At 55.3% G+C, this 15230-nt stretch carries 16 protein-coding genes and 1 pseudogene; 5 read left to right on the top strand and 12 right to left on the bottom strand.

Annotation, left to right across the window (positions count from 1 at the left end; genetic code table 11):
- Positions 1–31: 31 nt before the first annotated feature.
- From ENTHG_RS12300 to epd, 6 genes and pseudogenes are all read right to left on the bottom strand, one after another.
- Positions 32–781, bottom strand: a complete 750-nt coding sequence (locus tag ENTHG_RS12300; protein WP_044180082.1) for an oxidative stress defense protein — start codon at positions 779–781, stop codon at positions 32–34.
- 91 nt (positions 782–872) lie between these two features.
- Positions 873–1508, bottom strand: coding sequence for an arginine exporter ArgO (gene argO, locus ENTHG_RS12295; RefSeq protein WP_044180706.1), 636 nt, complete (start codon positions 1506–1508; stop codon positions 873–875).
- Positions 1509–1645: 137 nt separating this feature from the next.
- Positions 1646–2506 (bottom strand): small-conductance mechanosensitive channel MscS, encoded by an 861-nt coding sequence (gene mscS, locus ENTHG_RS12290; RefSeq protein WP_044180080.1) that lies wholly within the window; start codon positions 2504–2506, stop codon positions 1646–1648.
- Positions 2507–2691: 185 nt separating this feature from the next.
- Positions 2692–3771: a class II fructose-bisphosphate aldolase gene (gene fbaA / locus ENTHG_RS12285; RefSeq protein WP_044180078.1), complete on the bottom strand. Its 1080-nt coding sequence runs from the start codon at positions 3769–3771 to the stop codon at positions 2692–2694.
- Between the two features lie 83 nt (positions 3772–3854).
- Positions 3855–5018: a phosphoglycerate kinase gene (gene pgk / locus ENTHG_RS12280; protein ID WP_044180077.1), complete on the bottom strand. Its 1164-nt coding sequence runs from the start codon at positions 5016–5018 to the stop codon at positions 3855–3857.
- Positions 5019–5070: 52 nt separating this feature from the next.
- Positions 5071–6089, bottom strand: a pseudogene (gene epd, locus ENTHG_RS12275) (erythrose-4-phosphate dehydrogenase).
- Positions 6090–6459: 370 nt separating this feature from the next.
- Here epd and ENTHG_RS12270 point away from each other — a divergent pair.
- From ENTHG_RS12270 to ENTHG_RS12250, 5 genes are read left to right on the top strand one after another with little or no spacing between them, the layout of a single operon-like run.
- Positions 6460–6912 (top strand): PPC domain-containing DNA-binding protein, encoded by a 453-nt coding sequence (locus ENTHG_RS12270; protein ID WP_161624527.1) that lies wholly within the window; start codon positions 6460–6462, stop codon positions 6910–6912.
- Between the two features lie 14 nt (positions 6913–6926).
- The gene (locus ENTHG_RS12265) at positions 6927–7505 is read left to right on the top strand and encodes an ECF transporter S component (protein ID WP_044180072.1); all 579 of its coding nucleotides are present in this window, start codon (positions 6927–6929) and stop codon (positions 7503–7505) included.
- Positions 7506–8213 (top strand): energy-coupling factor transporter transmembrane component T, encoded by a 708-nt coding sequence (locus ENTHG_RS12260; protein ID WP_044180071.1) that lies wholly within the window; start codon positions 7506–7508, stop codon positions 8211–8213.
- Positions 8201–8875: an ABC transporter ATP-binding protein gene (locus ENTHG_RS12255; protein ID WP_044180068.1), complete on the top strand. Its 675-nt coding sequence runs from the start codon at positions 8201–8203 to the stop codon at positions 8873–8875. The genes ENTHG_RS12260 and ENTHG_RS12255 overlap by 13 nt, the downstream gene beginning before the upstream one ends.
- Positions 8869–9549 (top strand): energy-coupling factor ABC transporter ATP-binding protein, encoded by a 681-nt coding sequence (locus ENTHG_RS12250; protein WP_044180066.1) that lies wholly within the window; start codon positions 8869–8871, stop codon positions 9547–9549. Before ENTHG_RS12255 ends, ENTHG_RS12250 begins: the two co-directional genes overlap by 7 nt.
- Here the strand turns inward: ENTHG_RS12250 and ENTHG_RS12245 are convergent.
- Genes ENTHG_RS12245 through cmtB form a run of 6 tightly spaced genes read right to left on the bottom strand, consistent with a single transcriptional unit; the run spans position 9539 to position 14898 of the window.
- Positions 9539–10267, bottom strand: a complete 729-nt coding sequence (locus tag ENTHG_RS12245) for a nucleoside/nucleotide kinase family protein (protein ID WP_044180064.1) — start codon at positions 10265–10267, stop codon at positions 9539–9541. The genes ENTHG_RS12250 and ENTHG_RS12245 overlap by 11 nt on opposite strands.
- Positions 10264–10773 (bottom strand): MltR family transcriptional regulator, encoded by a 510-nt coding sequence (locus tag ENTHG_RS12240; RefSeq protein WP_044180062.1) that lies wholly within the window; start codon positions 10771–10773, stop codon positions 10264–10266. The genes ENTHG_RS12245 and ENTHG_RS12240 overlap by 4 nt, the downstream gene beginning before the upstream one ends.
- Before the next feature lie 15 nt (positions 10774–10788).
- Positions 10789–11760 carry a class II fructose-bisphosphatase gene (gene glpX / locus ENTHG_RS12235; RefSeq protein ID WP_044180060.1) on the bottom strand — a complete coding sequence of 324 codons (972 nt, stop codon included), beginning with the start codon at positions 11758–11760 and terminating at the stop codon, positions 10789–10791.
- On the bottom strand, positions 11757–13034 hold the full coding sequence (locus ENTHG_RS12230; RefSeq protein ID WP_044180058.1) for a zinc-binding dehydrogenase: 1278 nt from the start codon (positions 13032–13034) through the stop codon (positions 11757–11759). Before ENTHG_RS12230 ends, glpX begins: the two co-directional genes overlap by 4 nt.
- A gap of 17 nt (positions 13035–13051) precedes the next feature.
- A complete protein-coding gene (locus ENTHG_RS12225; RefSeq protein ID WP_044180056.1) occupies positions 13052–14431 on the bottom strand; it encodes a PTS mannitol transporter subunit IIBC in 1380 nt (459 codons plus the stop codon).
- Positions 14432–14454: 23 nt separating this feature from the next.
- Entirely contained in the window at positions 14455–14898 is a 444-nt protein-coding gene (gene cmtB / locus ENTHG_RS12220; RefSeq protein WP_044180054.1) for a PTS mannitol transporter subunit IIA, read from the bottom strand.
- Positions 14899–15230 lie beyond the last annotated feature (332 nt).

The raw sequence follows: 15230 nt of genomic DNA, 5'->3' as shown, positions 1-15230 counted from the left end.
CACATGCGCCTTATCCGGGCTACATATGGCTTTACTGCGCTTTGTCGGCGGTGGCGGGCTGCTCCGTCTGGGCCTGGGTCGGCTCCAGCTGGAATACCACATCAACCTGGTCTTCAAACTGAATCGACGGCTGCTCATAGCTTTCATCGGCTGATGCCTGTGCCGGCGCCGCTTTCATCATCCGCACCATCGGGCTCGGCTGATAGTTAGAAACGTGGTAACGCACGCTGTAGACCGGACCAAGCTTCGCATTAAAGCCGCTGGCAAGCTGCTGCGCCTGATGAACGGCATCGTCAATCGCCGCTTTACGCGCCTTGTCTTTATATTCGTCCGGTTGCGCAACGCCCAGCGAGACAGAGCGAATTTCATTCAGCCCCGCTTTCAGCGCGCCATCCAGCAGCGAATTAAGCTTATCAAGATCGCGCAGGGTCACCTCGACGGTACGTACCGCGCGGTAACCTTTAAGAATACTTTTACCGTTCTGATAATCGTAATCCGGCTGGGTACGCAAATTGGCAGAGTCGATATCCTTTTTCTCTACTTTATTTTCGCTGAGAAATGTCAGGTATTGCGCAACGCGATCGTCAGCCTGTTTCTTTGCCGACGCCGCATCTTTTGCCGCGACGTTAACTTCGATCGCCAGGGTGGCGATATCCGGTACCGCGTCCACGCTTGCGGTTCCCGAAGTGACAATGTGCGGGCCATCAGGCAGTTCGCTTGCCTGAACCGACATTGCGCCAAATCCTACTAAGGCCGCAAGGGCTATCATTTTAAACTTCACGGTTGCTCCTCCATGTGGCTTGTCGCGTCCCAGGGTAACGGCACGCCTGTGAAGCTTAGCGAATGTTAGCGCTTTGTCCATCGGACTACGCTTAGTTCAGCAGCGCCTGCATGTGAACGACCCCCTCTCCCGCCAGCTTCAGCGCGATATACCACATGACCGCGCCCACCAGCAGGTTGATAACACGCTGCGCTTTTGCCGTGCGCAGGCGCGGCGCCAGCCATGCCGCCAGCAGCGCCAGACCAAAGAACCAGATAAACGAGGCGCTGATCGTTCCCAGCGCAAACCAGCGGCGCGGGTCCGGCTCAAGCTGGCCGCCCAGGCTGCCCAGCACAACAAAAGTGTCCAGGTACACATGCGGGTTAAGCCACGTTACCGCTAGCATGGTGGCGATAATTTTCCAGCGCCCCTGTTTCAGCGCCGCCTCGCTGTCGATCTCAATATGCTGGCTAAAGGCGGTTTTAAGCGCGCCGAAGCCGTACCACAACAAAAAGGCGACGCCGCCCCAGGTGACCAGCCCCAGCAGCCAGGGCGACTGCATGAGCAGCGCGCTGCCGCCGAAAACACCGGCGCAAATCAGCAGCAGGTCGCTCAGGGCGCAGAGCAGCGCCGTCATTAAATGGTACTGTCTGCGAATGCCCTGATTCATCACAAACGCATTTTGCGGCCCCAGCGGCAGGATCAGCGCTGCACCAAGGATAAGCCCTTGAAAATAATGATATAACACGTTCAATTCCCACTCATTTCGTTCGGGAGCTGACTATACCTGCTCCTTAACATTAGCGGAAATGGGAAATTTTAATGATTGATTAGCAATTCTGATGAAGGGAGTTAAAAAAGAGCCGACAGTGTCGGCTCTGTAACTTACTGTTGTTCTGGCTCTTTTACCCGTCTGAAATTGACATCCATCTGCGGATACGGGAAGCTGATGCCGTGCTCATCAAAGGTACGTTTGATTTTTTCCAGCACATCCCAGTAGACGTTTTGCAGGTCGCTGCTGTTGCTCCAGACGCGTACCACAAAATTAATCGAGGACGCGCCAAGCTCATTCAGGCGAACCGTCATATCACGGTCTTTAAGAATGCGATCGTCGGCCTCAATAATCTCCGTCAGCAGACGCTTCACCAGATCGATATCCGAATCGTAGGCCACGCCAATGATAAATTCATTGCGGCGGACCGGCTCGCGGGAGAAGTTAATGATGTTGTTGGCAATGATTTTACCGTTCGGGATAACAATGATACGACCATCGACGCTGCGCAGGGTGGTGGAGAAAATCTGCACCTGCAGCACCGTACCCGCTACACCGCCTAAGTCGACGTATTCCCCCGAACGGAACGGACGGAAAGTGACCAGCAGCACCCCGGCCGCCAGGTTCGAGAGCGATCCCTGCAACGCCAGACCAATCGCCAGACCGGCGGCACCGAGTACCGCGATAACCGATGCGGTCTGGACCCCCACGCGCCCGAGCGCTGCGATCAGGGTAAAAGCAATAATGCCATAACGCACCAGCGCGGAGAGAAAATCCGCCACGGTGGCATCAATATGGCGCGCGCGCATCAGTTTGTTAACGGTGTTTGAAATCATGCGGGCAATGATCATCCCCACAATGATGATGGCGATCGCCGCAACAATATTGACCGCGTAGCTCAGCAGCAGCGCCTGGTTCGTTACCAGCCAGGAGCCCGCATGATTGAGGCTATCGACGACGTTCAGATCTTCCATTCTTCTTTCCTTATAGAGTGCCGTACAGGAGCAAACGCCCCCGACGGTGGCAGACATTCTCCTAAAGGGTAAACAAAAGAGGCAAATTTGCCAACCAGATCACATTCAAGGGATAGAGCAGGCCTTTGAATAAGCAATAAAAAAGGCCCGCATCAGCGGGCCTCAGTTTATGCACTAAAGCGAAATTACAGTACGTCTACCGCGTTCAGCTCTTTGAAAGCCTGTTCCAGACGGGCGATCATAGAGGTCTGCGCAGAGCGCAGCCATACGCGCGGATCGTAGTATTTCTTGTTCGGCTGATCTTCGCCTTTCGGGTTGCCCAGCTGACCCTGCAGGTAAGCTTCGTTCTCTTTGTAGTAGTTCAGAACACCTTCCCAGGTCGCCCATTGGGTATCGGTATCGATGTTCATTTTGATAACGCCGTAGCTTACGGAGTCTTTGATTTCCTGAGCGGTAGAGCCGGAGCCGCCGTGGAAGACGAAGTTCAGGCTGTTGTGCGGCAGGTTATGTTTCTTAGAAACATATTCCTGAGAGTCGCGCAGGATGGTCGGGGTCAGCTTAACGTTACCCGGCTTGTAAACGCCGTGTACGTTACCGAAGGAAGCAGCGATGGTGAAACGCGGGCTGATAGCGTTCAGCTTGGTGTACGCGTAATCCACATCTTCCGGCTGGGTGTACAGAGCGGAAGCGTCCATATGGCTGTTGTCCACGCCATCTTCTTCACCGCCGGTGCAGCCCAGTTCGATCTCCAGGGTCATGCCCATTTTGGACATGCGCGCCAGGTACTTAGAGCAGATCTCGATGTTCTCTTCCAGAGACTCTTCGGACAGGTCGATCATGTGAGAAGAGAACAGCGGTTTGCCGGTAGCGGCAAAGTGTTTCTCGCCCGCGTCCAGCAGACCGTCGATCCACGGCAGCAGTTTCTTCGCGCAGTGGTCGGTGTGCAGGATAACCGGCACGCCGTAGTGCTCAGCCATCTGGTGAACGTGGTGCGCGCCAGAGATAGCGCCGAGGATTGCCGCGCCCTGCGGAACGTCAGTTTTCACGCCTTTGCCCGCGATAAACGCTGCGCCGCCGTTGGAGAACTGAATGATAACCGGAGAGCGAACTTTCGCAGCGGCTTCCATAACGGCGTTGATGGAGTCGGTGCCCACGCAGTTTACTGCTGGCAGAGCGAAGTTGTTTTCTTTAGCTACCTGAAACACTTTCTGTACGTCATCACCGGTGATCACGCCAGGTTTTACGAAATCAAAAATTTTAGACATGTTACGAGTCCTGTATCTGTATCGTCGGGCCTTAAAAAAGGGTGCGAGCTAGAAAATCGGGCAGGTTTCCCTGCCCGCTCAAATTACTGCTTAGCGCGCTCTTCAAGCATAGCTACCGCTGGCAGTACTTTACCTTCCACGAATTCGAGGAATGCGCCGCCGCCGGTGGAGATGTAGGAAATTTTGTCAGAAATACCGAACAGGTCGATAGCCGCCAGGGTATCGCCGCCGCCTGCGATGGAGAACGCGTCGCTGTCGGCAATCGCGTTAGCCACGATTTCAGTGCCTTTACGGAAGTTCGGGAATTCAAATACGCCAACCGGACCGTTCCACAGAATGGTCTTCGCGTTTTTCAGGATTTCAGCCAGTTTTTCTGCAGAAGCGTCGCCCAGGTCCAGAATCTGCTCTTCATCTTTGATGTCGTTAACAGATTTCAGGGTTGCGGTCGCCGTTTCAGAGAACTCGGTCGCCACGCGAACATCGGTCGGAACCGGGATATCACAGGTGCCCAGCAGGCGTTTTGCTTCGTCAACCAGGTCTGCTTCGTACAGGGATTTGCCCACGTTGTGGCCCTGAGCGGCAACGAAGGTGTTAGCGATACCGCCGCCGACGATCAGCTGGTCAGCGATTTTGGACAGAGAATCCAGAACGGTCAGTTTGGTAGAAACTTTGGAGCCACCAACGATAGCTACCATCGGGCGAGCCGGCTCTTTCAGCGCTTTACCCAGCGCGTCAAGTTCAGCGGCCAGCAGCGGGCCTGCGCACGCGACGTCAGCGAATTTGCCGATACCGTGAGTGGAAGCCTGCGCGCGGTGCGCAGTACCGAAGGCGTCCATAACGAACACGTCGCACAGCGCGGCGTATTTTTTAGACAGGGTTTCGTCGTCTTTCTTCTCGCCTTTGTTGAAGCGAACGTTTTCCAGCACGACCAGTTCGCCTTCGGCAACGTCAACGCCGTCCAGGTAGTCTTTAACCAGACGTACCGGGTTGGACAGTTTGTCTTTCAGGTAATTAACAACCGGCAGCAGAGAGAATTCTTCGTTGTACTCGCCTTCAGTCGGACGACCCAGGTGAGAGGTGACCATAACCTTCGCGCCCTGTTTCAGCGCCAGCTCGATGGTCGGCAGGGAAGCGCGGATACGCGCATCGCTGGTTACTTTCCCTTCTTTAACCGGTACGTTGAGATCCGCACGGATAAAAACGCGTTTACCAGCCAGATCCAGATCGGTCATCTTAATTACAGACATGGTGAATCCTCTCGTTGATTCTAGATAAAGTTTTGCAAGCGCAAAGTGCGCTCTACCTGAAACCTTGTGCGGCCATTGCTAACGTCGTGTCGAGCATCCGGTTAGCAAAGCCCCATTCGTTATCGCACCAGACAAGCGTTTTAATCAGGTGCGCGCCGCTCACTCGTGTTTGCGTGCCATCCACAATCGCGCTATGCGGATCGTGGTTAAAATCTGTTGAGACCAACGGTAATTCCGTATAGTCAACTATACCATGAAATGCACCCTGTGCTGCTTTTTGCAGCAACGCGTTGACTTCACAGGCTTTTACCGGTTTTTCCACCGTTACGCTCAGGTCGATTGCCGTGACATTAATGGTCGGTACGCGCACCGCAATCGCCTCGAAGCGATCGTGAAACTGCGGGAAAATACGGGCTATCCCCGCCGCCAGTTTGGTATCGACCGGAATGATCGACTGGCTTGCCGCGCGGGTACGCCGAAGATCGGGGTGATACGCATCGATCACCTGCTGATCGTGCATCGCAGAGTGGATCGTCGTGACGGTTCCTGTCTCAATGCCGTAAGCATCATCCAACAATTTAATGACGGGAATTATGCAATTCGTGGTGCAGGAGGCGTTCGATACCATGCGATCGTCTGGCTTAAGCGCGGCCTGGTTAACGCCAAACACAACGGTGGCGTCCAGATCGTTGCTGCCGGGGTGGGAGAAAAGCACTTTTTTGCTCCCGAGGCCAGATGCGCTTCCCCGTCGGCGCGGCTGCCGTAAACGCCGGTGCAGTCCAGCACGATATCGACGCCCAGTTCACGCCAGGGCAAGTCGGCGATATCGCGTTGGTGAAGGAGTCGGATAGCGTCTTCACCAATAAACAGCTGCTCGCGCTCCTGGCGCACATCCCACGCGAAACGCCCGTGGCTGGTGTCATATTTCAATAAATGTGCGATGCCTGCGGCGTCCGCCAGTTCATTGATTGCCACCACGGTGATTTCCGCTCGCCGCCCGGATTCATATAACGCGCGAACCACATTGCGCCCGATGCGACCGAAGCCATTAATCGCTATGCGTACGGTCATAGATCTCCTGCAAGGTTACCTGTTAAAGGTGGCTGACAGAGTAATGCAGCAACCCCTGGAGAGAAACCTCGCCTGTCGCAAACTGCGACTGATTGATTAATTGTCGAACAAGCTATCGACTGAAACGGTTCAGCCAGAATAAGCGAAACGTGGAATAAAAGGAATCGGTGTCCAGCGCTGGCAACCATTTATCTGATGTACATCACACTTTAATGCACATTTCCGGCAAAGTTATTCCAGATTAAGAATTACCCTTTTATCGCGGCAAGCCATACAGTGAACCAATTCGCATTTTCGTGACCTGCGTCAGTAAGCGAGAGCGCCGTCCTCTCTATTATCTCGCCCACGTCCGAGTTTCGGAGTAATGACCATGTCCGCACTGCCTTTTCCTGTTTTAGCTCACGCCTCCGGCGCGCGTTTTTACGCGCTGCGTCTGCCGCCGGGGCAAGAACTGCTTTCCGCCCTTCATGCTTTTATCGACCACCATCAGCTACAGGCCGCCTGGATTGCTGGCTGCACCGGCAGTTTGACCGATGTCGCCCTGCGTTTTGCCGCCCGGGAAGAGACCACGCGCCTTAGCGGCACGTTCGAGGTGATTTCACTCAGCGGCACGCTGGAGCGCGGCGGAGAACATCTGCATTTAAGCGTTGCCGATGAAAATGGCGCGATGACCGGCGGCCACGTGATGCCGGGCAACACGGTACGCACCACCCTGGAGCTGGTTATCGGCGAACTCACCGCTTACACCTTTAGCCGCGCCCCCTGCCCGGCTTCCGGCTATGACGAACTGGCCGTCTCCCTGCGTAATATCATCCCTTTATAATCTCTGAGGAACCTATGGCTCACCGTTCTTTTACCAGCCAGGCGCTGGCGCTTATTGTGATCTCCATCGCCATCAATATGATTGGCGGTCAGCTTATCAGCATGCTGAAGTTGCCCATCTTTCTTGATTCGATCGGCACGATCATCAGCGCAGTGTTGCTTGGCCCGCTGGTTGGCATGTTGACCGGCCTGCTGACCAACCTTCTTTGGGGGCTGCTTACCGATCCCATTGCCGCCGCCTTCGCGCCGGTGGCGATGGTGATTGGCCTGGCGGCTGGCTGGCTGGCCCGCGCAGGCTGGTTTCGTACCCTGCCGAAAGTCGTGATGAGCGGCGTGCTCATCACCATCGCCGTTACGCTGGTCGCCGTTCCTTTGCGCACCGCGCTGTTCGGCGGCGTGACCGGCAGCGGCGCGGATCTCTTTGTTGGCTGGATGCATGCGATGGGGCAAAACCTGGTGGAATCGGTGGCCTTCGCCGTCTTTGGCGCTAACCTGCTGGATAAAGTCCTGACGGTGGTGATTGTCTGGCTGCTGCTGCGCCGGTTGCCGCAACGCACCGCACGTCATTTCCCCGCGATGGCTGCCGTGCGCTAAATGCATCCGTTCACCTCTCTGGCGCTCTGGGCACTGATTGCCTGCTCAACGCTGCTGGCTCCTGCGGGGCCGGTGTTGATGAGCTGCGGCGCGCTGGCCTTCCTGAGCCTGCTGCTGTTCCCGGCCGGGCGGCGGCGGGCGCGTTATGTCGCCTGGCTGATGCTCTCTATGGGAGCAGGCTTCTGGCTGGTGCACAGCGGCTGGCTGGGATGGTGGTTAAGCGGCCAGCCGCGGGATCCGGCGCGCTGGCAGGCCGCTATTGCGCTCTGGCTGCGTATTCTGACGGTGGTTTCCACCGCACAGCTGTGGATGGCGCTGGTGCCGGTGCGCCAGTTTATTCGCGCCCTCTTCGCCAGCCGCCTGCCGCCGGGGCTTGCCTGGCTGTTCGCCGGGCCGCTGCTGGTGGTAGAGCAGTTCAAACGCAACCTTGCGCAGATCCATGAAGCGCAGCGCGCCCGGGGCGTCGCCCTGGATGAACGCTGGTATCAGCGTCTGCGCGCCATTCCAGCGCTGGTGGTGCCGCTGACCCATAACGCGCTCAACGATCTGGCGGTACGCGGGGCAGCGCTGGATATGCGCGCCTTTCGCCTGCATCCCCGGCGCACCACGCTGTGGGCGCCTGTCGACACGCTGGCGCAGCGGTATATCCGTTACGCAATTTTGCTCGCTATGGTGGGCGAGCTGGGGTTATGGCTATGGTTACGCTAGAAGAGGTGATTTACCGGCCTACCGGCAATGCAGACGAGCCCCGCGCCTGGACATTGCGGATCGACGAGCCGGGTATGGTGGCGGTCTTCGGCGGCAACGGCAGCGGCAAGAGCACGCTGGCGCAGTTGCTGGCTGGCTGGTTCCCGGACTTTTTACCCGGCGAGATAACCGGAAAAGGCGAACTGCTGGGCCAGCCCATCGGCGAAAAAAGTCTCGTTGAGCTGGCGCAGACCATCCAGCTGGTACAGCAGTCGCCCTATCTACAGCTTTCCGGCTGCACGTTCAGCGTGGAGGAAGAGGTCGCCTTCGGCCCGGAGAACCTCTGTCTGAGCGAGAGCGAAATCCTCGCCCGCATTGACGAGGCCTTAACCCTGACGGCATGCCAGCCGCTGCGCCATCGCCACCCGGCCTCGCTCTCCGGCGGCGAAACTCAGCGGGTGGTGCTGGCCAGCGCGCTGGCGATGCAGCCGAAACTGCTGCTGCTGGATGAGGCGTTCAGCCGCCTGACGCCGCAGGCCACACAGATGCTGCTGTCCCGGCTGGATGAATGGGCACGCCAGCGCCAGGCGCTGATTGTGCTGTTTGAGCGCCGCCAGCAGCCATTCAGGGCGTATTGCAGGCTCGCCTGGCAGCTTAGCCCACAGGGGATCGCGCCATGTTAAATCTTGAGAATGTCTCGTTTCGCTGGCCGGGGGCCGCACAAAACTGTATCGACTCCCTGTCGCTTAATCTTACAGCCGCGCAGTGGGTGGCATTAACCGGCGATAACGGCGCAGGCAAATCCACCCTGCTGCGGCTGATGGCCGGGCTGCTTACGCCCACCCACGGCGCTGTGAAGCTGCAAAACCAGCCGCTGACCGCGCTGAAAAACCGCCAGCGGGCGGCGCATATCGGGGTGTTGTTCCAGGAGGCGGAGCACCAGATATTCCACAGCCGGGTCGTTGATGAAGTGGAATTTGGCCTGCGGCTGCAAAAGCTGCCCGCAGCGGAAATCAGCCGTCGTGCCGCCGATGCGCTTGCGCTGTGTGAATTAACCGATGTCGCCACGGCGCACCCGCTTGACCTGCACTCCGCGCAGCGGCGCATGGTGGCGGTCGCCTGCCTGGAAGCGCTGGCGCCGCCGCTGTTATTACTCGATGAACCCAGCCGCGATTTTGACGATCGCTGGCTGGGCATTTTTGAACGCTGGCTAATGGCCTGCCAGCAGCGTGGCACGACGGTGCTGGCTATCAGCCACGATTATGCGTTTATCGACCGGTACTTTGCGCGCGTCCTGCGCTTACAGGGCGGGAAAATCGCCGCCGACGGGACGCCGGATGAGGTGCTCACACGGTAAGGGGCGATGCCAGCCGATAGCCGCCGTCGCTCTCCATCTCAAGCGTCAGGCTGGCCGGAACGCTTTGGGAAAGCACCTTTTCGACGTTTGGTCCATCCGTACGCCTGTAGAATGCTTCCGCCTCCTGCCTGGAGAGGCCGCCCGCCATTTTTCGCGCAATCAGCCGTTCCCGAAGTACCCCGGCCGGGGCGCGAATAAACAGGCTGAAATCGCAGTACTGACGTAACATAGCCCAGCGCGCATCGTCCAGCAGCAGCCAGTTGCCTTCGACAATCACCAGCGGGGAGATAACCTGAATGGCGGCCTCAACCGGCTCATGAAGCTGCCGGCTGTATTGCGGCCAGCTTGCCGCCTGCTGACTGCAAATATCCTGTAAATTCTGCGCAAGCTTCTCTACGTTGAACGTTTCCGGAGCCCCTTTTCTGGCCCGTAAATTATGTTGCTCAAGCCAGCTGTTATAATGATGAAAACCATCCATCGGTAAAGTTTGTATCGCGGGAAGCCCGCCGTCCTGCTCAGCGAGCCACGTCCAGAAAGCAGTAAGCGTCGATTTACCCGTGCCCGGCGGCGCACTGAGGAAAATAACGGTGCGCGAAGAAGAAGGCCGACGCTGTAATTGGGCCAGCCTTTTTAAAAGCGGTTTGTGCACCGTTTCTATTTCGGTATCGCTATAGTGGGCTTCCACCTCTAGTCCATTAACGGATAGCTTTATTTTCACGAGTCGAGATCCTTTATTATGCTGGTCACCGCTAATGCCAGCGCGGATTTGGTCATCGACACGTATCGCGCTGCAGAATAAAGTGCAAAGTCGGCGAACTTCATCGTTTTCAACGAGTTAAACAAGGCGGCGTTGCGCGTGATGGTATTGACGTTATTAATAAAATCCCAGCATATATCACTCGCGAAGTCGGGCGGGTCATCCTGGCTTAAAAGATAGTGGTGAAACTGCGAGAAATGCATGATATCCGCATATAACCACTTATCTATTTTTCCCAGGGCATAGATCAGCCGCAGCGCCACATCAATATCATCCAGCGGCCCGCTCTGGGCCAACAGCGGTTTAACCGCATACTCCACGATTTCTTCATCGTTATTCACGAATAATGACGGCAGAAAAGATTTAATGGCCTGTAGCAGTATGTCATTCGCTGTCGCCATAAAAGCGCTCAGCTCTGGCTGCGCATCCAGCTTTTCCAGCACGTCATCTTCTGTCAACGTCGTCATTGGTATCCCGATAAATCACCCGTAATGCAGTGAGTCTATAATATTACAGGTCCGTTCTATACCATTGATGAGCAATGTTTGGGTATGAATTGTCTGTCCGCTTCGATAGATCCCTTTCATTAAATCGCCGCCGGTTACGCCCGTGGCGGAAAATAAAAGGGTGTCGCTGTTAACCAGTTCGTTAAGGGTATAAACCCGGTTAACTTCAACCCCCATTTCCCGACAGCGACGATGCTCATCGCGGGCAATCTGCTGGTGCGCTTCGCTCTCTCCCTTCGCCTGACAAAAATCAAGCAGCGAGGCGTGCATATCGCCCTCTAGCGCCCTGACCGCGCATGCGGAAATCACCCCTTCCGGCGCTCCCCCTATGGTGTACATCACGTCAAAGGGGTTGTCCGGCAGGCAGGTCAGCACGCTGGCGGCGACATCGCCATCCGGCAAGGCGAAGACTTTGACCCCCATCCCGGCGGCGCACTGGATAGCGGGCTGCTGACGGGGTTTATCGAGAGTGACCATTCGTAGCTCATCCAGCGGCTTACCCAGCGCTGCCGCGACCGCCCGCAGGTTTTCCGCCAGCGGCTTGTGCAGATCGATCACTCCCCGCGCCCGACGGTTGACCACCAGTTTCTCCATATACATATCGGGGGCATGCAGCAAACTGCCCTGGGGGGCGAATGCCATCACCGCCAGCGCGTTGTTTTGCCCCATCGCCACCATCCGCGTCCCTTCAATAGGATCGACGGCGATATCAACAGCGGGGCCGTCGCCGGTGCCCACCTTCTCGCCAATATAGAGCATCGGCGCGTGGTCAATTTCACCTTCACCGATGACGATGCGGCCTTTCATCGCCATCTGATTGAGCGCATCACGCATGGCGGCCACCGCCACGCCATCAATCTTATTTTTATCGCCGCAGCCGGTTTGCGGCCAGGCGGCGAGCGCCGCCTGTTCCGTAACCCGTAACAGCGGCCACGCTAACGACATCATTGCGCAGCCTCCCCCGTATCAACCCCAAACTGGGCAAGCAGATACTTCTCTGCCTGTTCATTCCAGATGCCATGCGTCGGCTCGACCAGACGCGCCAGCTCCCGAAATAGCGGGTCGGTCTCCCCTTTACGTTTAAAATCGCTGATGGCGGTTAAGGGCATCGTGACGCCGTTATAAATAAGCTTTTTGCCCCCCGGTATAGAAGGCAGGTTAAGAACCGTCTCCGGAACCGCGTCCAGACCGCCGATATGCGTCACCATAAACGAGGGCTGCAATGCGCCCGTGGCGCTCTTCTCGATGGCCTCGATCATGTCATCGGTAGACCCACCGGAGGTGCCCACAATGTGCGTACTGTTGTAGTGAACATTGTAGAAATTAAAGGGCACTTTGAAGTTGGCATCCGTCGGACCGGCAAAGAAATTGAGGCAGCCATCTTCCGCCAGTAGATCATCCGCCAGTTCAATCACCGAAGGCACCGCGGCATAGACAAAAACATCATCAAAGCCGTGCCCACCGGTCAGCTCCCGCAGCGTCTGCTGCGGGTTTTCCAGAGCGCTGGTATTGATATAGCTCAGTTCAATACCCTTGCTCGCCGCCAGCTCAACCGGCAACAGTTTCTGCGCCTGTGCCAGCCGCGCATCGTCGATATCCACCACCACGATACGTTTCGGGGCGATACCGCCGTTGATGGCATAATCGATGGCGCCAATCCCCATCGGCCCGGCGCAGGCAAGGAGCGCCAGATTGCCGCCGGGTTTAATCCCCATGCGATGCTCATAGACATAAGGAGTGGTGTGATAATTGGCTTTATAGGCGCCAATGATGCAGCACATCGGCTCCGCCAGCGAAGCGGCGGCAAAATAAGCGCCGCGATAGGGTAAAACGCACCCTAAATTGATAGCGAACTCCGGGATGATCATATACGTCGCATTGCCGCCGAAATATTCGTAGCTATAGCCTGCTGAATAGCCGCTGGGCAATCCCATTGCTGGCTGCAAAACAAAGCGTTCACCCTTCTTATATTTATCCGCCAGGTTTTTCCCGACCTCAACAATCACCCCGGCGCATTCATGGCCGGTAATAACCGGATGATTTTGCAAATCGTCTGGCACACGTTTATGGTCGCTGCCTAATTTTGCCGCTTTCCAGGTTGATAAACAGACGCTGTCGGAAATAACGCTCACTAATAACTCATTGTCGGTAATCGGGGGCAGCTCAAACTCACGAATACGTACGTCCCCTTTACCATAGATCGCTGCAACTTTTGTTTTCATATATACCACCGTTGAATTTATTTCGCTGTCAGCTGTTCGAATAAAGTATCCAGCCGAGGATCGCCAATATAGTTATCAATAAGAATAAGTGGCTTATCCGTGACAATTTTAACGCGCCCTTCCAGGCTGGCATGCGTCACGATAATATCGGCATCCGCAGGTACATTTTCGATAGCATAATGCTGAACTTTAATTTGCTGACCGTTTTTCTCCAGGCGGCGACGGAATGTCGTTGCGCCCATCGCGCTGGAACCCATTCCCGCATCACAAACGAAAGCCACATGTTTAATTGCCGCTGGCTGCCAGGCGCCTTCACTCTTCATTTGCTTCACGGCTTTTGCCGAGTCGGCAAATTCGCTTTCGGTCTCTTCGCCGCTGTTTTTTTCCAGCTTGAGAATAAACGAGGTAATAACGAACGAGACCAGCGTACCAATGGATACCCCTGCGATAGTGGCAATAAACGATCCTTTCGGCGTCAGGGCCAGATAAGCGAAGATAGAACCCGGACTTGGGCCCGCAACTAAACCGCCATCAAGCAGGTTGAAGACAAACGTACCGGACATGCCGCCTGCAATCATGGCAATCAGCGTCAGCGGTTTCATCAGAACATAGGGGAAATAGAGTTCATGAATACCGCCCAGGAAGTGAATGATCATCGCGCCAGGGGCAGAACGTTTACTCATCCCTTTACCGAAGATGGAGAAAGCCAGCAGCAGTCCAAGCCCAGGCCCTGGGTTTGAGGCCACCATAAAGAAAATAGACTTGCCGGTTGTTGACGCCTGCTGCATCCCCAGCGGGTAATAGACCCCCTGATCGATAGCGTTATTGAGGAACAGAATTTTTGCCGGCTCGTTAATGAGCGAAAGCAGAGGCAGATAACCCGCATGTACCATCGCCTCAATACACTCTTTCACAAAGGTATTGGCAATCAGTACCGCCGGACCAATGATTTCGAAGCCAAGCAGGCATAACACCATGCCAGCGATACCGAGCGAGAAGTTATTGATGACCATCTCGAACCCTGCCGGGATCCGTTTGTCCAGCAGTCGGTCGATATGCTTAATGATCAGCCCTCCTAACGGGCCCATGATCATCGCGCCAAGGAACATCGGGATATCCGCACCGACGATAACCCCGATAGTGCCAATACCCCCCATTACGGCGCCGCGCTTGCCGCCCACCAGATGGCCGCCCGTTGAGCCAATCATCACCGGCAGCAAATAGGTGATCATCGGGCCGACGATTTTGGCGAAATGTTCGTTTGGCATCCAGCCAGTAGGAATAAATAAAGCGGTAATAAAACCCCAGGCAATAAAGGCACCAATATTAGGGATGACCATTGCGGTCAAAAACCCTCCAAAAGCCTGGACTTTCGCACGAGCAGACTTGTTTTCCATAATTGTATCCTGTCAGCGCATATTTACGCACGTGAAATGATGGCGGCGAGTTGATGCTCAGTATTTGCTGATAATAAAGCGGAGAGATTTTCATCTTCACATAATAATTCGCTTAATGCCTGGATAGCGCCAATATGTGAATCAGAATCAGCAGCAGACAGGCCGATTAATAATTTAACCGGCTCTGACTTTTCACCAAAAGCCACAGACTCCTTTAACAAAGTTAATGACATTCCGGTTTTCAGCGCGCCAAATTCGGGCCGCGCATGAGGCATTGCCACCTGCGGCGCCAGAATATAATAAGGGCCATTACTTAACGTTGAGTCTTTAATAGCCTGCACATACTCTGCGCTGACATATTTATTGCGTAGCAGCGACGCCATAGACAAATCTATGGCCTGCTGCCAGTTGGCTGCCGACGATTTAATGGCGATAGAGCTCGGAGGAAAATAATCAATTAAGCGCATAACGCGTCCTCGTATTTTATTATTAGGGGTACTTCCGATGTTCAAAAATAAAATACGCCTGTCGGCAGGCTAAAGCAACGCAGCGAAAGTGGCGCAGTCGGAAACCAGGAATTTTCAACAACCGTTAAAAATCAATTAATTAAAAGATGGTTTTATTTTTGCAATAGATAAAATGAGAGGTGGGTTGCAAATACTGCAAAAAACACACATTAATATATGTGATATATATCACCAAAATAGTCTTGCCTGAATGATTTTTTATGATCTGAAACACGTCGGGACGGATAAAAAAACGGGCCGCCGAAGCGACCCGGTTTGTTCTGCTATGCAGA

This window comes from Phytobacter massiliensis JC163, from assembly GCF_000321045.1.
GTDB classification, from domain to species: domain Bacteria; phylum Pseudomonadota; class Gammaproteobacteria; order Enterobacterales; family Enterobacteriaceae; genus Phytobacter_A; species Phytobacter_A massiliensis.
The sequence above is the reverse complement of the archived record's forward strand: the minus strand, read 5'-3'. Positions and strand labels throughout refer to the sequence as shown.